The 18,159-nt window shown below is 70.0% G+C and carries 16 protein-coding genes; 7 read left to right on the top strand and 9 right to left on the bottom strand.

What is annotated here, in order from left to right; translation table 11 throughout:
• Positions 1–44 precede the first annotated feature (44 nt).
• On the top strand, positions 45–878 hold the full coding sequence (locus VGR06_RS04375) for a sterol desaturase family protein (RefSeq protein ID WP_327557639.1): 834 nt from the start codon (positions 45–47) through the stop codon (positions 876–878).
• Between the two features lie 363 nt (positions 879–1,241).
• Here the strand turns inward: VGR06_RS04375 and VGR06_RS04380 are convergent, their stop codons facing one another.
• The gene (locus tag VGR06_RS04380; protein ID WP_327557640.1) at positions 1,242–1,874 is read right to left on the bottom strand and encodes a TetR/AcrR family transcriptional regulator C-terminal domain-containing protein; all 633 of its coding nucleotides are present in this window, start codon (positions 1,872–1,874) and stop codon (positions 1,242–1,244) included.
• 66 nt (positions 1,875–1,940) lie between these two features.
• Between VGR06_RS04380 and VGR06_RS04385 the strand changes: the two genes are divergently transcribed.
• Positions 1,941–3,308: an FAD-dependent monooxygenase gene (locus VGR06_RS04385; RefSeq protein ID WP_327557641.1), complete on the top strand. Its 1,368-nt coding sequence runs from the start codon at positions 1,941–1,943 to the stop codon at positions 3,306–3,308.
• Here VGR06_RS04385 and VGR06_RS04390 read toward each other — a convergent pair.
• Positions 3,305–3,964 carry a TetR/AcrR family transcriptional regulator gene (locus tag VGR06_RS04390; RefSeq protein ID WP_327557642.1) on the bottom strand — a complete coding sequence of 220 codons (660 nt, stop codon included), beginning with the start codon at positions 3,962–3,964 and terminating at the stop codon, positions 3,305–3,307. The two genes, VGR06_RS04385 and VGR06_RS04390, sit on opposite strands and share 4 nt — an antisense overlap.
• A 158-nt stretch (positions 3,965–4,122) precedes the next feature.
• On the opposite strand from VGR06_RS04390, the gene VGR06_RS04395 reads away from it, so the two are divergent.
• On the top strand, positions 4,123–6,303 hold the full coding sequence (locus VGR06_RS04395) for an MMPL family transporter (protein ID WP_327557643.1): 2,181 nt from the start codon (positions 4,123–4,125) through the stop codon (positions 6,301–6,303).
• A gap of 65 nt (positions 6,304–6,368) precedes the next feature.
• On the opposite strand, the gene pafA is transcribed toward VGR06_RS04395, so the two are convergent.
• From pafA to arc, 6 genes are all read right to left on the bottom strand, one after another.
• Positions 6,369–7,727, bottom strand: coding sequence for a Pup--protein ligase (pafA, locus tag VGR06_RS04400; protein ID WP_327557644.1), 1,359 nt, complete (start codon positions 7,725–7,727; stop codon positions 6,369–6,371).
• A 668-nt stretch (positions 7,728–8,395) separates the two neighbouring features.
• Positions 8,396–9,190 carry a proteasome subunit alpha gene (gene prcA, locus VGR06_RS04405; protein WP_327557645.1) on the bottom strand — a complete coding sequence of 265 codons (795 nt, stop codon included), beginning with the start codon at positions 9,188–9,190 and terminating at the stop codon, positions 8,396–8,398.
• A gap of 34 nt (positions 9,191–9,224) precedes the next feature.
• Complete coding sequence (gene prcB / locus VGR06_RS04410) at positions 9,225–10,082, bottom strand: proteasome subunit beta (protein WP_327557646.1); 858 nt, start codon at positions 10,080–10,082, stop codon at positions 9,225–9,227.
• A gap of 151 nt (positions 10,083–10,233) precedes the next feature.
• On the bottom strand, positions 10,234–10,428 hold the full coding sequence (locus VGR06_RS04415) for a ubiquitin-like protein Pup (protein WP_327557647.1): 195 nt from the start codon (positions 10,426–10,428) through the stop codon (positions 10,234–10,236).
• A gap of 72 nt (positions 10,429–10,500) precedes the next feature.
• Positions 10,501–12,009 carry a depupylase/deamidase Dop gene (gene dop, locus VGR06_RS04420; RefSeq protein WP_327557648.1) on the bottom strand — a complete coding sequence of 503 codons (1,509 nt, stop codon included), beginning with the start codon at positions 12,007–12,009 and terminating at the stop codon, positions 10,501–10,503.
• A 256-nt stretch (positions 12,010–12,265) separates the two neighbouring features.
• Complete coding sequence (gene arc / locus VGR06_RS04425; protein WP_327557649.1) at positions 12,266–14,083, bottom strand: proteasome ATPase; 1,818 nt, start codon at positions 14,081–14,083, stop codon at positions 12,266–12,268.
• A gap of 247 nt (positions 14,084–14,330) precedes the next feature.
• Here arc and VGR06_RS04430 point away from each other — a divergent pair, with 247 nt between their 5' ends.
• The 4 genes from VGR06_RS04430 (at position 14,331) to VGR06_RS04445 (ending at position 17,161) form a co-directional block, all read left to right on the top strand.
• Positions 14,331–14,984, top strand: coding sequence for a hypothetical protein (locus VGR06_RS04430; RefSeq protein WP_327557650.1), 654 nt, complete (start codon positions 14,331–14,333; stop codon positions 14,982–14,984).
• Between the two features lie 135 nt (positions 14,985–15,119).
• Complete coding sequence (locus VGR06_RS04435; RefSeq protein ID WP_327557651.1) at positions 15,120–15,854, top strand: hypothetical protein; 735 nt, start codon at positions 15,120–15,122, stop codon at positions 15,852–15,854.
• Between the two features lie 57 nt (positions 15,855–15,911).
• Positions 15,912–16,634, top strand: coding sequence for a hypothetical protein (locus tag VGR06_RS04440; RefSeq protein ID WP_327557652.1), 723 nt, complete (start codon positions 15,912–15,914; stop codon positions 16,632–16,634).
• Complete coding sequence (locus VGR06_RS04445) at positions 16,631–17,161, top strand: hypothetical protein (protein ID WP_327557653.1); 531 nt, start codon at positions 16,631–16,633, stop codon at positions 17,159–17,161. Before VGR06_RS04440 ends, VGR06_RS04445 begins: the two co-directional genes overlap by 4 nt.
• Before the next feature lie 151 nt (positions 17,162–17,312).
• On the opposite strand, the gene VGR06_RS04450 is transcribed toward VGR06_RS04445, so the two are convergent.
• The gene (locus tag VGR06_RS04450) at positions 17,313–18,155 is read right to left on the bottom strand and encodes a tRNA (adenine-N1)-methyltransferase (RefSeq protein ID WP_327557654.1); all 843 of its coding nucleotides are present in this window, start codon (positions 18,153–18,155) and stop codon (positions 17,313–17,315) included.
• Positions 18,156–18,159 lie beyond the last annotated feature (4 nt).

Genomic DNA, 18,159 nt, shown 5'->3' on the forward strand with positions numbered 1-18,159 from the left:
ACCCGACTTGTCACGGGTTCTTCCCACGACAAGACCGACGTGTCGTGGGCACTTCCCGCGACAAGTCGGCCGGAGAGCTGGAGGTGATCATGGGTACGTTGCGGGAACGGTTCGCGGCTCGGCGGGCAGCCGAGGCGGAGGTGGAGGGGCGGGCCCGGGCACGGGTGAAGGCGGACGAGGCGGCGATCACCGGCGCGGGTGGGCGGCGCCGGAGCCTGTCGCTGGGGGCGGCGTGGCTGGCGTTCTGGCGGCACCCGTCACCGTGGCTGATCGGCACGATGCTCCTCGCCGCGGTGACTGCGCGGATCATCGCCGGCGACTGGCGGTGGAGCGACGCCTGGCTGCCGGCCGTGATGATCGCGGCGTTCCCGTTCTTCGAGTGGGTCGTGCACGTCTGCATCCTGCACTGGCGGCCCCGCCGGCTCGGCCGGATGCGGCTGGATCCGTTGCTGGCGCGCAAACATCGCGCGCACCACGCCGACCCGCGGGACGTGCCGCTGGTGTTCATCCCGTGGCAGGCACTGATCTGGCTGATCGCCGGCTACACCTCGATCGGCCTGCTCGCCTTCCCCCGGCTCGGGCTCGGTCTGACCTTCCTCACCATGATCGGCCTGCTCGGCCTGGGCTACGAGTGGACGCACTACCTGATCCACAGCGACTACCGGCCGGTCTCCCGGATCTACCGCGCGGTGTGGCGCAACCACCGGCTGCACCACTACAAGAACGAGCACTACTGGTTCACCGTCACCACCGCGGGCACGGCCGACCGGGTGCTCGGCACCCACCCCGGCCCGGACGCCGTGGCGACCTCGCCCACGGTCAGGGATCTGCACGCCCGCGAAGCGGCGGCCGTGTCGAATTCGGCGCTCGGGCACTAGGCCGAAGTCACGAATGATCAACTGCTTGCACATCTGGTTTGAGCTGGGCAGACGATCTCGAGCGGCGGTGTCCTGATGCGACGAAAGCGTCCTTGGTCACCCTGGGCGTGACAAAGGACGCCTTCGCCACACTCGGTGTTCGACACGCCTTCGCAGGTGAACCACCGAGGTTCTACGCAGAGTCACAGCAACTTCGGATGAGGCGGGGTTCGCTCTCGCACAACGGTGGCCATGATCATCGTTTGGGGACGAAAGTGCTTGAAAACCAAGCACTTTCGTCCCCAACAGTGATCATGAACCCACTGCCACCCACACCCCGCCCCCGCCGACGCCACCCGATCCACCGGCCAGGCGTGTGTCCGCTCAGTCGTCGGTAGCCCTCGCCAGACCTCTGATGATCACCTGGAGTCCGTGCTCGAACCGCTCGTCGAAGTTCCCGACGACCTCGTCGCTGGTGTCCCGCACCAGCGGTAGGTCGGCGGCCCGCTCGGCCCGGTCCGACGCGTCGTACCGCTCGTCGCGCTCGTCCGGGCGCGGGTGGACGGCCTGCTCCTCGATGGTGAAGCCGATCGTGTAGCAGTAGATCGTGTTCAGCCCGCGGACGGCGTCCTGCGGCGAGAAGCCGGCGCCGGTGAGCACCCCGATGGCCCGCTCCATGGAGGCATAGACGGAGTCGTCGGTGAGGAACGTGCCGGCGAACATCTTGGCGCCGTCCCGGTGGCCGCGCAGCATGTCCCGCAGCCCGCGCCCGTAGCTCTCGGCGAGCTCCGTCCAGCTCGTGGATTCCGTTGGCACGCCGAACTTCGCCAGCGAGTCGACGAGGAGCGTGGTGGCCATGTCGTCGAGCAGGTCCCGCTTGTTCTTGAAATGCCAGTAGAGCGCTGGCGCCTGCACGTTCAGCTCGGCGGCGATCTTGCGCAGGGTCAGGCCGTCCAGCCCGACCTCGTCGAGCACCCGCAGCGCGGTGCGGATCACGGTCTCCCGGTCCAACGCCATGGTTGACACCTTAACACTGTTCAGCTACCTTAACGACGTTCAATTTAACGATGTTAAGGAGGAGGCATGGATACCCAGGTGCTGATCGTGGGGGCCGGACCGACCGGGCTGGTGCTGGCCTGCGACCTGGCCCGGCGCGGCGTCCCGTTCCGGATCATCGAGAAGGCGCCGGCCTTCTTCACCGGTTCGCGGGGCAAGGGCCTGCAGCCGCGCACCCTCGAGGTGCTCGACGACCTCGGGGTGATCGACACCGTGCTGGCCGAGGCGGCCGAGTACCCGCCGATTCGCCGCTACGCCGACGGTTCCGTCATCTGGGAGGGCCGCATGCACGAGCCCGAGGAGCCGACCCCGGAGGTGCCCTACCCCGACATCCTGATGCTCCCTCAGGCCCGCACCGAGCAGCTGCTCCGCGACCGGCTCGCCGAGCTGGGCGGCACGGTCGAGCTCGGCGTGGAGCTGACCGGCTTCGAGCAGGACGAGACCGGCGTGACGGCGATCCTCTCCACCGGGCCGGTCCGGGCCGCCTACCTGGTCGGCGCCGACGGCGGCCGCAGCACCGTGCGCAAGCGGCTCGGCGTCGGCTTCGAAGGCGAGACCTACGAGACCGAGCGGATGCTCGTCGGCGACGTCCGGGTGGACGGCCTCGATCGCGACCACTGGCACGCCTGGGCCAAGCCCGACGAGAGCTGGGTGGCCCTCTGCCCGCTGCCCGGCACCGACGCCTTCCAGTTCGTCGCGCCCGTCGACGCGGACACCGAGCCCGCGCTGACCCTCGCGACTGTCGAGTCCCTTGTGGACAAACCCGAGCTGCGGCTGCACGACCTCACCTGGTTGTCCCTGTACCGGCCCAACATCCGCATGGTCGACCGGTTCCGGGTCGGCCGGGTGTTCCTGGCCGGCGACGCCGCGCACGTGCACTCCCCGGCCGGCGGGCAGGGCCTCAACACCGGCATCCAGGACGCCTACAACCTCGGCTGGAAGCTCGCCCTCGGCGGGGATCCACTGCTCGACACCTACGAGGAGGAGCGTCTGCCAGTGGCCGCGGACGTGCTCGGCCTGAGCACCCGCCTGCACAACTCCCGGTCGCAGCGCCGCGGTTCGGAAACCCAGCAGCTCGGCATCACCTACCGCGGCGCGAGCCTCGCCGCCGAGCCCTGGGACGGCCCGCTCCAGCCCGGCGACCGTGCCCCGGACGGCCCGCTTCCCGGCGGCACCCGGCTGTTCGACGCCTTCCGCGGCCCGCACTCCACCCTGCTCGCCACCACCGATATCTCCTTGCCACACAACGACATGGTGCACGTCCACCGGGTCGGCGACGCCTACGGAGCGACGTTCGCCCTGGTCCGCCCGGACGGTTACCTGGCCGTGCTCAGCGAGGACTCCGAACGCATCACCCGATACCTCACCACTGTCCTCAGTGGACAGATGGCCTAGTTGCAGAGGCCCGCCCGCAGCTCCGGGGTCAGGTCGCCAAGCCCACTGAGCGAGATCAGCATGGTCCGCCGGATGGCCTCCTGCTTGATCTCGTCCGACACATCCCGCAGCGGCCCGTCCAGCATCAGCAGCGCCAAGCCGTGCACCGCCGACCAGGCTGCGACCTCGGCCATGGGCCGGCGGTCCGGCTTGAGGAAACCGGCCGCGACCAGCTCGTCGAGCAGGCCCACGAGCATGCCGAAGACCGCGTTCTCCCCGGGATCCTTGTCCAGGACCGCGCCGCCCTGGAAGAAGCAGGTGCGGAACTGGCCCGGCTCGGCCAGCGCGAACTTGACATAGGCGCGGCCGGCCGCGGCGAGGTTGCGCAATGCCGCCTGCACCCGGCTCCCGGTCGGGGGCAGAGCGACGAGCTCCTCCGCGATGGCCGCGCCGAGTTTGGCCAGACACTGGTCCTTGGCCTCCGCAACCAACTCTTCGTGACCGGTGTAGTGGCGGTAGGCGGCCGTCGGTGTGACGCCCACCAGCCGGGCGGCCGCGCGCACGGTGACCGAGTCCGGCCCACCCTCGCTGGCGAGCTGGACGGCGGCCTCACCCAGCGCGTTGCGGAGGTCGCCGTGGTGGTAGCCGCGTTTCACCATCCTCAGCCCCGCCCCCACCCGCTCATCGTGGCGCTCCGCGCCGCAGTACTTGTCAAAGCTGAGAGGTTCATGAGACCGATGTTGACGCCGACCAACATGCATGACAAGTTAACATCCGCCAAGTTTACTGCTGTGCACATTCAGTAGTGACATACGCACCGGAGGGGGAGTCCCACATGTTCGGTCGCATCGGACACTTCGTCACCCATCACGCGCGGGCGGTCCTGGTGATCACCGTGCTCGTCTTGATCGGCGCCGGCGCCTACGGGTTCACCGCGTTCGGCAAGCTGAAAACCCAGGGCTTCGCCGATCCCAACTCCGACTCCGCCCAGGCTCAGGCCCTGATCGAAGATCACTTCGGCGGCCGGACCAACCTGGTGTTCCTCGTCGAGGCGGCGGGCGGCAACGTCGACGAACCCGCAGCGAAGCAGGCCGGCACGGACCTCACCGGGCGGTTGTCCCGGGACAACCGGCTCTCCGAGGTAGCGTCGTACTTCACGACGAACGCGCCGACCATGCGCTCCGCCGACGGCCGCTACGCCATCGCGGTCGCGCACGTCGAGGACGACTCGTCGGAGAGCGTCGAGGAGCTCCGGTCGCGCTACGCCGGAGACGCCGGGCCGGTGTCCGTCACGCTCGGCGGTGCGGCCGCGTTCGGCCGGGACGCCAGCGCGCAGATCGGCCAGGACCTGGCGCTGGCCGAGTCGATCGCGGTGCCGCTGATCCTGATCCTGCTGGTGTTCGCGTTCGGCAGCGTGGTCGCCGCGCTGCTCCCGCTCGCCCTCGGCCTGATCGCCATCCTCGGCACGTTCGCCGAGCTGGCGCTGTTCGGCTCCGTCACCGACGTCTCGGTGTATGCGATCAACCTGACCACCGCGCTCGGGCTGGGCCTGGCGATCGACTACGCGCTGCTGATGGTCAGCCGGTTCCGCGAGGAGCTGGCCGCGGGCGTGCCCACCGCCGAGGCCGTGGTCCGCACCGTGCAGACGGCGGGGCGCACCATCGTCTTCGGCGCCACCACGGTCGCCGCCGCGCTCGCCGTGCTCCTGCTGTTCCCGCTGTACTTCCTGCAGTCGTTCGCCATCGCCGGCATCGGCGTGATCGTCATCGCGGCGCTGTCCGCCCTGTTCGTGCTGCCCGCGCTGCTGACGGTGCTCGGCCCCCGGGTGAACGCCGGCCGGCTGCCGTGGGCCCGCAACCGCACCCCCAGCTCGGTCTCCGCGTTCTGGGGCCGGCTGGCGTCCACCGCGATGCGCCGCCCGGTGCTGGCCGCCGCTCCGGTGCTGGTGCTGCTGGTCCTCGCCGCGCTTCCGTTGCTGCGCGCCCAGTTCGGCGTGCCGGACGACCGGGTGCTCACCCCGTCCTCGGCGACCCGGACGGTGGGCGACACACTGCGCGGCCAGTTCCACGGCGACGAGAGCCGAGCCATCCAGATCGTGACCACCGAACCCGTCGACTCCGCCGCCCTCACCGGCTACGCGCGCTCGCTGTCCGCGCTGCCCGGCGTCGCGCAGGTGGCCTCCAGCGCCGGCCGGTTCGCCGACGGGCGGCCGGCCGGCGCCAACCCCGCCGACGCCGCGCTCGCCAGCACCGCCGGTCAGCGGCTGACCGTGATCACCTCGGCCGAAGCGGTGTCCGGTGAGGCTCAGGACCTGGTCCGGACCGTGCGCGGGATCGCCGGCCCGGACGGTGCCCCGGTCAAGGTAGGTGGCGCCGCGGCGTCCCTGGTGGACAGCAAGGAGGCCATCGGCAGCCGGCTCCCGCTCGCCGCCGCGCTGATCGCGATCAGCACCTTCCTGCTGCTCTTCCTGTTCAGCGGCAGCGTCCTGCAACCCTTGCGCGCCATCGTGTTCAACATGATCGGCCTGGGCGCCACGCTCGGCGTGACGACCCTGATCTTCCAGGACGGGTGGCTGTCCGGAGTCCTCGGCTTCACCCCGCTCCCGCTCAACATCAACATGCTGGTGCTGCTGTTCTGCATCGCCTTCGGCCTGTCCATCGACTACGAGGTCTTCGTCCTCAGCCGGATCAAGGAAACCCACGACACCGGCGCGGATCTGACGGAGTCGGTCTCCTCCGGCCTCTCCCGCACCGGCCGCATCGTCTCCACTGCGGCGGCGCTGATCGCGGTCAGCATGTTCGCCTTCGGCACCAGCGGCGTCAGCTTCATCCAGCTCTTCGGCCTCGGCACTGGCCTCGCCATCCTGATCGACGCCACCCTCATCCGCGGCATCCTGGTGCCCGTGGGCATGCGCCTCCTCGGCCGCCGCGCCTGGTGGGCCCCGGAACCGCTGCGCCGCGTGCACGACCGGGTCGGGCTCACGGAGGCACCTGGACCTGAGCGGGTTCCAGTGTGAGCCGTTGAAGTGCCATGAAGGACTCCTTCGGGACGCGGGGCGCCCCGAAGGAGTCCTTCATGGCATCACAGCGAGGCGATCAGGCGTTCGACGCGTTCGTCCACGGCCCGGAACGGGTCCTTGCAGAGAACGGTGCGCTGCGCCTGGTCGTTGAGCTTGAGGTGGACCCAGTCGACGGTGAAGTCGCGGCCGGCCTGCTGGGCGGCGGCGATGAAGTCGCCGCGGAGCTTGGCGCGGGTGGTCTGCGGCGGGGTGTCCTTGGCGGCCTCGATCTCGCCGTCGTCGGTGACCCGGGCGACGAGATCCTTGCGCTGCAACAGGTCGAAGATGCCGCGGCCGCGCCGGATGTCGTGGTAGGCGAGGTCGAGCTGGGCGACCCGCGGGCTGGACAGCTCCATGCCGTGCTTGGCGCGGTAGCGCTCGACGAGCCGGTGCTTGATCGCCCAGTCGATCTCGCGGTCGATCTTGCCGAGGTCCTGCGCCTCGACCGCGTCCAGGGTCCGGCCCCAGAGCTCGATCACCCGGTCGGCGATCGGGTCCGGCGAGCGCTTGGCGACGTGCTCGACGGCGCGGGAGAAGTACTCGCGCTGGATGTCCAGGGCGGAGGCCTCGCGACCGCCGGCGAGGCGGACGAGGCGGCGGCCGGTGAGGTCGTGGCTGATCTCCCGGATCGCCCGGATCGGGTTGTCCAGGCTGAAGTCCCGGAACTGCACGCCCTCCTCGATCATCTCCAGCACCAGGTTGGCGCTGCCGACCTTGAGCAGCGTGGTGGGCTCGGCCATGTTCGAGTCGCCGACGATCACGTGCAGCCGGCGGTAGCGCTCGGCGTCGGCGTGCGGCTCGTCCCGGGTGTTGATGATCGGCCGGGACCGGGTGGTCGCCGAGGACACGCCCTCCCAGATGTGCTCGGCCCGCTGCGACAGGCAGTAGACCGCGCCGCGCGGCGTCTGCAGCACCTTGCCGGCGCCGCAGATGACCTGCCGGGTGACCAGGAACGGCAGCAGCACGTCGGCGATCCGGGAGAACTCACCGGCCCGGGTCACCAGGTAGTTCTCGTGGCAGCCGTAGGAGTTGCCGGCCGAGTCGGTGTTGTTCTTGAACAGGAAGATGTCGCCGCCGATGCCCTCGTCGGCCAGCCGCCGCTCGGCGTCGACCAGCAGGTCCTCCAGGATCCGCTCGCCGGCCTTGTCGTGGGTGACCAGCTGCACCAGGTCGTCACACTCCGCGGTGGCGTACTCCGGGTGCGAGCCGACGTCGAGGTACAGGCGTGAGCCGTTGCGCAGGAAGACGTTCGAGGAACGCCCCCAGGACACCACACGCCGAAACAGGTACCGCGCGACCTCGTCCGGGGACAACCTGCGCTGCCCGTGGAACGTACAGGTCACGCCGAACTCGGTCTCGATGCCGAAGATCCGCCGCTGCATCCCTCTACCCTAAGCGGGAAATCCCCTGACGGGTCGCTGGGATCGCCCGTTGTTCGCAACATAACGGCCACTTCACCCGGGTGGTCGAGCATCCGGCAGGACCACTTTCGTGCAGGTAGCGTCGGCACCCGTGTTGGCATGGTTGCGCATGGTGGCCCATCGGGTCAACGAGGCCGACGTGGCAATCGAACGGCACATCGCGCGAATCCCGCGTTCCCCCGCCGACACCGGCCTCAAGGTGCTCACCACCTCGGCCAACCACAGCCTGTTGTGGTCCGCCATCGCGGCGGCGCTCGCCTCACCCTGGGGCGTCACCCGCCGCGCCGCGACGCACGGGGTGCTGGCCATCGGCGGGGCGAGCTGCCTCACCACGCGGTGGCCAAGCCGCTGCTCCCGCGCCGCCCGGCCGCCGACGCGCTGCCGAACTGGCGCACGCTGCCCGACCCGCCGACGAGGTTCGGTAAGCGGCAACCAAATTCGAGTTCGCCGTGGACGAGGCCCGGTTACCGGTCTGCCGCCCCGGCTGACTGATCCGCCTTCCGGAACCAGGGCTTGCAGATCAATAGCACGCTGAGTTGATCTTGCGGACACAAGGAACGCAACGTGACGTTGCTTGCCCTCTGGGGCATCCACGTGACGTTGCTTCCCTCCGACCCCTCAGACCGCCCCTAGTCCGCCGGCTGCTCGGGCTCCGGCGGGACGTCCGGCGAGGCGCCCTCCGCGCTCGCCTCCTCCTCAGCCGGGGGCGAACCGGCCGGCAGCAGGGCGGTGAGCGCGGCGCCCTCCAGGCGGCGGAACGCGCGGGTCGGGCGGGTGCGCTCGAGGACGGCCACCTCGAGCTTGCCGACGCTCTGGCTGCCGTCGCCGTTGCCGGCGTTGGCGGCGGTGTTGGCCGCGGACGCGGACAATGCCCGGACGGCGAGCTGGACCGCGTCGGAGAGCGGCATGTCCTGCCGGAAGTCGTTCTTGAGCACCGTGGAGATCGGGTCGGTCTGCCCGCCCATCACCAGGTGCTCGGGCTCGTCCACGATCGAGCCGTCGTAGGTGAGCCGGTAGAGCTGGTCGTCGGCGGACGTGGCGCCGACCTCGCCGACGCAGAGCTCCACCTCGTAGGGCTTGAGTTGCTCGGTGAAGATCGCAGCCAGGGTCTGGGCGTAGACGTTGGCCAGCTGGCGGGCGGACACGTCGCGCCGGTCGTTGGTGTAGCCCCACAGGTCGACATGCCGGATGCCGGCCCGCCGCAGGGCCTCGTACTCGCTGTAGCGCCCGGCCGCGGCGAACCCGATCCGGTCGTAGATCTCGGAGACCTTGTGCAGGGTGGCCGACGGGTTCTCGGCCACGAACAGCACGCCGCCGCTGTACTTGAGCGCGACCACGCTCCGCCCCCGGGCTATGCCCTTGCGGGCCAGCTCCGAGCGCTCGCGCATCAGCTGCTCGGGGGAGGCGTAGATCGGCAGGGTCACGGCGTGGCTCCTCGGTTCCTCATTTTGGGGCGCGTCAGCCGCGCGGTTGGGCGGTACGGGCGGCCACCACCGCCTCGGCGACCTCGGCCGCCTCGGTGTCGGGCACGCGGACCGCGCCGTCCACGCCCGTCACGGTGACCAGCGAAGGGTAGATCTTGCGCACGACGTCCGGCCCGCCGGTGGCGGTGTCGTCGTCGGCCGCGTCGTAGAGCGCCTCGACCGCGTGCCGGATGGCGGTGTCCCGGCCGCCCTCGGGGTCGTAGAGCTTCTTCAGCGCCGACCGGGCGAACAGCGACCCGGAGCCGATCGCGTGGAAGCCGGACCGCTCCTCGAACCGCCCGCCGGTCACGTCGTAGGTGACGATCCGCCCGGCCCGGGCCGGGTCCTCGGCGTGCAGGTCGTAGCCGACGAACAGCGGCAGCACGGCGAGGCCCGCCATCGCGGCGTCGAGGTGGCCGCGGACCATGGCGGCGAGCTGGTTGGTCTTGCCGTCCAGGGACAGCGACACGCCCTCGATCTTCTCGTAGTGCTGGAGGTTGACCGCGAACAGCCGGACCATCTCGACCGCCAGCCCGGCGGTGCCGGCGATGCCCACCGCCGAGTAGCTGTCGGTGATGAACACCTTCTCGATGTCCCGCTGGGCGATGAGGTTGCCCGCGGTGGCCCGCCGGTCACCGGCGATCAGCACGCCGCCGGCGTAGGCCACCGCGACGATCGTGGTGCCGTGCGGGATGTCCGTCCGCTCCACCGGCACCACCGGCGCGGATCGCCCGCTGGGCAACAGATCCGGCGCCTGAGCCTTGAGGAAGTCGGTGAACGACGACGTCCCCATGGTCAGGTACGCAGCGGGAAGCAGTCCGCCGGACATCGGGCGGTACGGGTTGAGGTCCATGCCTTCTTTCGTTCCTAGCGGCGGGCAAATCTTGGGGGGTCCGGGGGGCGGAGCCCCTCCGGCCGGGGGCCTGGGGGCTTGGCCCCCAGAAGACACGTGACCGAGGCCTAGGCGAGCGCTCTCCGCGAGCACACCTCACCCATCCCCTCGGTCACTCGCCGCCCTTTTGCACGTAGGCGCGGACAAAGTCCTCGGCGTTTTCCTCCAGGACGTCGTCGATCTCGTCCAGGATCGTGTCCACGTCCTCGCCGAGCTTCTCCCTGCGCTCCTGACCGGCTGGCGCGGCGCCCTCGACATCCTCGTCGCCGTCACCGCCGCCTTGCCGCTGCACATGTTCCTGGGACATCTCGCCCCTCCCTTAGTGGCTGGCCTACCTGAACATTACCGACCTGGGCCGACATCCGTCTCGGGTCTTCGGTCAGCGTCGTGGGCCCCCGGTCAGGGCATCCACCAGTTCCTCAGCGGTCGCCGAGTTGTCGAGGAGATCACCCACGTGCGCCTTCGTGCCCCGCAGTGGCTCCAGCGTCGGGATCCGCACCAGCGACTCCCGGCCCAGGTCGAAGATCACCGAGTCCCAGGACGCCGCCGCGATGGAGTTCGGGTACCGCTCCAGGCACCGCCCGCGGAAGTACGCCCGGGTGTCCAGCGGCGGGTGGATCATCGCGGCGGTGACCTCCTCCTCGGTCACCAGCCGCTTCATCGAACCCCGTGCCACCAGCCGGTTGTACAGCCCCTTGTCCAACCGGACGTCGGAGTACTGCAGGTCGACCAGGTGCAGCCGGGGCGAGGACCAGGACAGCCCGTCGCGCGCCCGGAACCCCTCCAGCAGGCGGAGCTTGGCCGGCCAGTCCAGCCGGTCCGCGCACTCCTGCGGATCCCTGGCCAGCGCGTCCAGGATGTCCCCCCAGCTCTGCAGCACGTCCTCGGAGACCCGGTCGATGTCCGACCGCTCCAGGTGCCTGGCCGCCAGCTCGTGGTAGGCGAACTGCAGGTCCAGCCCGGTGAACTTGCGCCCGTTGGCCAGCTCCACGGTGGCCTTCAGCGTCGGGTCGTGGCTGATCGTGTGCACCGCCCGCACCGGGTCGGCGAGCTTGAGCTGGTCGAACCGGACGCCCGACTCGATCAGGTCGAGCACCAGCCCGGTCGTCCCCACCTTCAGGTAGGTCGACAGCTCCGCCAGGTTCGCGTCCCCGATGATCACGTGCAGCCGCCGGTACTTGTCGGCGTCGGCGTGCGGCTCGTCCCGGGTGTTGATGATCCCGCGCTTGAGCGTGGTCTCCAGGCCGACCTCGACCTCGATGTAGTCCGCGCGCTGGGAGAGCTGGAACCCGGCCTCCTCACCGCTCACCCCGATGCCGACCCGGCCCGACCCGCAGACCACCTGTCTGGAGGCGAAGAACGGCGTGAGCCCGCCGATCACCGCGGTGAACGGCGTGCTGCGGGCCATCAGGTAGTTCTCGTGCGTGCCGTAGCTGGCGCCCTTGCCGTCCACGTTGTTCTTGTACAGCTGGAGCCGGGGCTGCCCGGGCACGGTGGCCGCGCGCATCGCGGCCTCCTCCATCACCCGCTCCCCCGCCTTGTCCCAGATCACCGCGTCGCGCGCGTTGGTGACCTCCGGCGCGGAGTACTCGGGGTGCGCGTGGTCCACGTAGAGTCGGGCGCCGTTGGTGAGGATCACGTTGGCCGCGCCGAGATCCTCGACCTCGGGGTCGGACGGCGGCATCCCCGGCGCGCCGAGGTCGAACCCCCGGGCGTCGCGCAGCGGCGACTCCACCTCGTAGTCCCACCGCGCCCGCCGCGCGCGCGGAATATCGGCGGCGGCGGCATAAGCCAGCACGACCTGGGTCGAGGTCAGCACCGGGTTCGCGGTCGCATCTCCGGGCACGGCGATGCCGTACTCGACCTCGGTCCCCATGATCCTGCGCATATGTTCAGCCTACGGTCCGGGCTCGAGCCACACTCGAGCCGCCCGATGCAGAGAAGGACGCCTCCGGGACGGTGAGTGACCCGAAGGCGTCCTCGTCGCGCTGTCTACAGGTACTGCCCGGTGTGGAGCGGTTGACCCGAACTGGGGGTCCGGGGGCTCGCCCCCGGCAGGGGGTCTGGGGGCTTGGCCCCCAGAAGGCACTGATCGAGGACCCACGGCGAGCGCTCTCCGCGAGCACACCTCGCCCATTCCTCGATCACAGGTACTGCCCGGTGTTGGTGGCCGTGTCGATGGCCCGGCCGGATTCCTGGTTCTTGCCGGTGACCAGGGTGCGGATGTACACGATCCGCTCGCCCTTCTTGCCGGAGATCCGCGCCCAGTCGTCCGGGTTGGTGGTGTTAGGCAGGTCCTCGTTCTCAGCGAACTCGTCGACGATCGCGTCGATCAGGTGCTGCACCCGCAAGCCCCGCTGGTTCGTCTCGAGCACCGACTTGATCGCCGCCTTCTTCGCCCGGTCCACGATGTTCTGGATCATGGCGCCGGAGTTGAAGTCGCGGAAGTACAGGACCTCCTTGTCGCCGTTGGCGTAGGTGACCTCCAGGAAGCGGTTCTCGTCGGTCTCGGCGTACATCCGCTCCACGGTGTGCTGGATCATCGCCTCGATGCAGGCGTTCGGGTCGCCGCCGAACTCGGCCAGGTCGTCGGCGTGGATCGGCAGCGTCCGGGTGAGGTACTTGGAGAAGATGTCCTTCGCCGCCTCCGCGTCCGGGCGCTCGATCTTGATCTTGACGTCCAGCCGGCCGGGCCGCAGGATCGCCGGATCGATCATGTCCTCCCGGTTGGAGGCACCGATCACGATCACGTTCTCCAGGCCCTCGACGCCGTCGATCTCGCTGAGCAGCTGGGGCACGATCGTGGTCTCGACGTCCGAGGAGACGCCGCTGCCGCGGGTGCGGAAGATCGAGTCCATCTCGTCGAAGAACACGATCACCGGGGTGCCCTCGGAGGCCTTCTCCCGGGCCCGCTGGAAGATCAGCCGGATGTGCCGCTCGGTCTCGCCGACGAACTTGTTCAGCAGCTCCGGGCCCTTGATGTTGAGGAAGTACGACTTCGCCTCTGAGGCCGAGCCGCCCTCGCCCCTGGTCGCCGCGACCTGCTTGGCCAGCGAGTTGGCCACGGCCTTGGCGATCAGCGTCTTGCCGCAGCCGGGCGGGCCGTAGAGCAGCACGCCCTTGGGCGCCCGCAACTCGTACTCCTTGAACAGCTCGGCGTGCAGGAACGGCAGCTCCACCGCGTCGCGGATCTGCTCGATCTGCCGGAACAGGCCGCCGATGTCGGCGTAGTCGACGTCCGGCACCTCCTCCAGCACGAGGTCCTCCACCTCGGCCTTGGGCACCCGCTCGTAGGCGTACCCGGACTTGGTGTCGACCAGCAGCGAGTCACCCGGCTTGAGCGGCGAGTCGGCCAGCGGGTCGGCCAGCCACACCACGCGCTCCTCGTCGGCGTGCCCGACGACCAGCGCCCGCAGCGCGCGCGAGCCATCCGACTCGGCCAGCAGCTCGCGCAGCGTCGAGACCTCGCCGGTGCGCTCGAACCCGCCCGACTCGACCACCGTCAGCGCCTCGTTCAGCCGCACGGACTGACCCCGGCGCAGGTCCTCCAGTTCGACCGCGGGCGAGACCGCGACCCGCATCTTCCGGCCGGCGGTGAACACGTCCACCGTGCCGTCCTCATGCCGGTCGAGGAACACGCCGTAGCCGCTGGGCGGCTGGGCGAGCCGGTCGACCTCCTCGCGCAGGGCCAGCAGCTGGCTGCGGGCCTCACGCAGCGTGTCGACCAACTTGGCGTTGCGCTCCGTCAGCTGGCTCACCCGCTCAGAAGCCTCCGCCAACCGTTGCTCAAGGAGCCGCGCATGCCTGGGCGACTCGGTCAGCTTCCGGCGTAGCAGAGCGACTTCCTCTTCGAGGAACCGGATCTGGGCGGATTCGGACGGCATACGGCCACCCGCCCGCTCCACTCCAGAGCCGTGCTCGTCAGCCTCCTCCGGCCGACCGCCGGGACGATCGTGCTGCATTGTCGGCACCTCCTCCCGAACTACTACCTCCCACGGTACCGGGGGACTCCGACAAGAAAAGACCATCCGCATGTCGGAACCGCCGGGTCACACAACCGAAACCTGCTCGGGCCGGGTCCGATTGCTCCATCCCGGTATCTGAGGGAACCGGCTACCCGCTACGGTGCGTCAGGAATTTAGCCAAGGCGTCAAGACGCGAGGAAACGCGCGACACCGGCGGCGCGACCGCCGCCACAGAGGAGATCCGATGTCGCAACCGCCGCAGCAGCCCGGGCCCTACGGGGGTCAGCAGCCCGGCTACGGCTACCAGCCCGGCCCAGGTCAGCAGCCTGGCGGCTATCCCCAGCAGGGCGGCTACCCGCCCGGCGGTGGCTATCCACAGCAGGGCGGATACCCCCAGACCGGGCCGCAACCGCAGCAGGCCCCGGGCGGCTACAACCCGTACGGCCAGCCCGGCCAGTACGGACAGCAACCGCCATACGGGTACGGTCCGCAGGGCGGCGCGCCCACGAAGAGCAAGTTGCCGTGGATTCTCGGCGGCGGCGGCGTGCTCGTGATCGCCGCCGTCGTCGTGCTCATCCTCGTGCTGACCGGCGGGTCGGACTCCAGCAGCCCTCAAGGGGTGGCCGAGGCGACGGTGAAGGCCATCAACGACCGCGACGTCAACGCCGGCCGCGAGCTCGACTGCGACAAGTCCGGCGACGCGGGTGATTTCGACATCAACACGATCCCCAAGGACCTGCACGCCGAGCTCACCGGCGACGCCAAGGAGAGCGGCGACACGGCGCAGGCCACGATCAAGATGACCATCACGGGCCGGGCGATCACGGCCAACCTGAAGATGAGCAAGAAGGACGGCAAGTGGTGCGTCAGCGCGCTCGACCCGGTCACCGGGGGATGACCTCCGGCGGCGGGTGAGTGCCCTCCTGGTCTGACCGCTGCCGCCGGCCCTGTCCCGGCGGCAGCGGGCGTCGGCGCTCGCCATAGCATGTCTGGTGACCGCGCTGAGCACGACATGAACGAGGAGTCGGGGCCGATGACGTATCCACCGCAGCCACCGGGCAGCGGCCCGTACGGAGGACCGCCCCCGCAGCCCGGGCCCTACGGCCAGCAACCCGGCCCCTATGGTCAGCAGCCCGGTCCCTACGGCGGTCAGCAGCAGCCCCAGCCCGGGCCCTACGGCCCGCCGCCACCCACCGACCCGTACCAGCAGCAGCCCCCTTACCAGGGGTTCGGCGGGGGCTACCCCGGAGACCCGGGCCCGCCGCCGAAGAAGAGCAACCGGAACGTCATCGTCGCCGTGGTGGTGATCGCGGTGCTCGTGCTCGGCGGTGCCGGCACCGCCATCTACTTCTTCCTCAACAAGAAGAAAGACGACCCCAGCCCGTCCTCGGGCGGCGGGGGCACGAGCCAGACCACCACCAGCAACGGGAAGCCGTCCGAGGCCCCGGCCAGCAAGGACGGCCCGGAGAAGGTGCAGCAGGACTACGTCGACGCCTACGAGAGCAAGCAGTTCAGCTCCGTGGTGGCCAACGCCTGCAAGGCCTACAAGGACAAGTTCGGCACCGACACCTCGCAACTGGAGCAGCAGCTCGCGCCGTTCGACATCACGGCCAAGGCGGACGGGGATCCCGAGGTGTCCGGTAACACCGCGACCGCGTTGATCGATCTCGAGCTGACCAAGGACGGGCAGACCAAGCCCGCGAAGATCAAGATCAAGATCGTCAAGGAGAGCGGCAGCTGGAAGTTCTGCGGTGAGGGCGAGGCCTGACCCGGCGTCTCGTATGCGCGTGCGTCCCTGCCACAACTGAACGAAGGAGTCGGGGGCATGACCTACCCACCGCAACAGCCCGGTCCGTACGGGCAGGAGCCGTACGGCCAGCAGCCGGGCCAGTTCGGGCAGCAACCCCCGCAGTACGGCCAGCCCGAGTACGGCCAGCCCGCCGGCCAGTACGGGCAGTACGGCCAGCCGACCCAGCAGTTCCCGCCCGGCTACCCCGGCGGGCCGCCTCCTCCCCCGCCCAAGAAGGGCAACCTCTGGGTGATCGTCGCCGTGGTCGTGGGCGCGCTGCTGGCACTCGGTGGCGCCGGTACCGGGATCTACTTCCTGACCAAGAGCGACGACAACCCGAACAACTCCTCGTCCTCCGGCGGTGGTGGCGGCAGCTCGGCGACCACGACCACCAGGCCGAGGCCGACGTCGGCCGGCAGCCAGCCGCGGACCACGTCGACCACCCGCGGGACCACCACCGCTGCCCGGCCCACCACCGGGGGCGGCGGCACCCTGGACGAGGGGGCGATCGTCGATCTGGCACAGAAGTACGCCAAGGCGGTCAACGACAAGGATGAGGCCGGGGCGAAGGCGCTCACCTGCGACAACAACGCCGGGATCCTGTTCGACGCGGGCAGCAAGATCGAGGTGACCGGGAAGCCGGTGCGCTTCGGCGAGGAGAGCGTGAGCGTCGGGGTGCGGGTGACCATCGGCACCGAGAAGGTGGACGACTATCCGCTGTTCATGGACCGCAAGGGCAGCAACTGGTGCGTGACATGACAGAGACCGTGGAGCCCGGCTCCGAGCCGGCCGGACGCAAGCTCACCCCGCGGATCATCGTGATCGTGGCCGTGGTCGCCGTCCTGGTCCTCGCCGGCGCCGGCACCGGCATCTACTTCCTGACCAAGGGCGGCGACGACCCGGCCGCGTCCAGCTCGCCCGGTCCGGCCAGCACCGGCTCGACCTCAGGCCCGGCCAGCGGCCCGGCTACCCAACCCTCGACCGGAGCGCAGCCCGGCGGTTCGGGTGGCACACCGGCCGACACCGGTCAGGCGAAGTCCGTCGCCGAGCAGGCCGTCAAGGCGTTCAACTCGCACGACGCGGCGGCCATGATGAAGGTCAGCTGCGACCAGACCAACAACGACCCCATCGAGAACATCCCGCAGGGCACCAGCATCGAGCTGGTGTCGCCCCCGGAGCTCACCGGCGACACCGCCACCGTCGAGCTCAAGCTCACCATCGGCGACACCTCCAGCACCATCCCCTTGCCACTGCGCAAAAAGGACGGCACCTGGTGCGTTGACTAGGGGTTTTGAGGCCCCGCGTGCCAACCGCGCCTCAGGGGACCGTGACGTCACTCAGCCACAATCCCCCCGACAACCGCACCGTTCGCTGGAACGCAACAACAGCAGTTAAATCCGGAGAGGCGGGACTGCTAAATCCGGAGAGGCGGGACTGCTAGATCCGGGGAGGCGGGCCAGCGCGGCGTTGGGGGCGGGGTGGGGTGACGCCTTCGGCCAGGCGGCGGGTGGTGACCAGGAACGCGGTGTGGGCGATCATGCGGTGCTCCGGGCGGACGGCGAGGCCGACCACGTGCCAGGGGCGCATCAGGGTTTCCCAGGCCTGCGGCTCGGTCCAGCACTGCTGCTCGCGGAGCGCCTCGGTGACTTTGGACAGCTGGGTCACGGTGGCCACATAGGACACCAGGACGCCACCGGGGATCAGGTTCACCGCCACGGTGGGCAGGACGTCCCACGGCGAGACCATGTCCAGCACCGCCCGGTCGACCTCGCCGGTGTGCCCGGCGAGGTCCGTCACGTGCAGGTCCCAGTTGGACGGTCGGGTGCCGAAGAACTCGGTGACGTTGCGCTCGGCGTGCTCGGCGTGGTCGGCGCGCACCTCGTAGGAGATCACCGCGCCCTCCGGACCCACCGCCCGCAGCAGCGAGCAGGTCAGCGCGCCGGAGCCGGCGCCGGCCTCGAGCACCCGTGCGCCCGGGAACACGTCGCCCCACATGAGGATCTGCGCGGCGTCCTTCGGGTAGATCACCTGCGCCCCGCGGGGCATGGACAGCACGTAGTCCGCCAGCAGCGGCCGCAACACCAGGTACGCCGTCCCGGCCGCCGAGTTGATCACCGAGCCCTCGTCCCGGCCGATCACGTCGTCGTGCCGGATGCCACCGCGGTGCGTGTGGTACTGGCCGCCCTCGGCGAGCACCAGCGTGTACCGGCGGCCCTTGGGATCGGTGAGCTGCACCCGGTCACCAACCTGGAACGGGCCGCTCGCCCTGCGTGCCGTCACGCCT

This window comes from Actinophytocola sp. (assembly GCF_036002505.1).
Lineage (GTDB): Bacteria > Actinomycetota > Actinomycetes > Mycobacteriales > Pseudonocardiaceae > DASYTH01.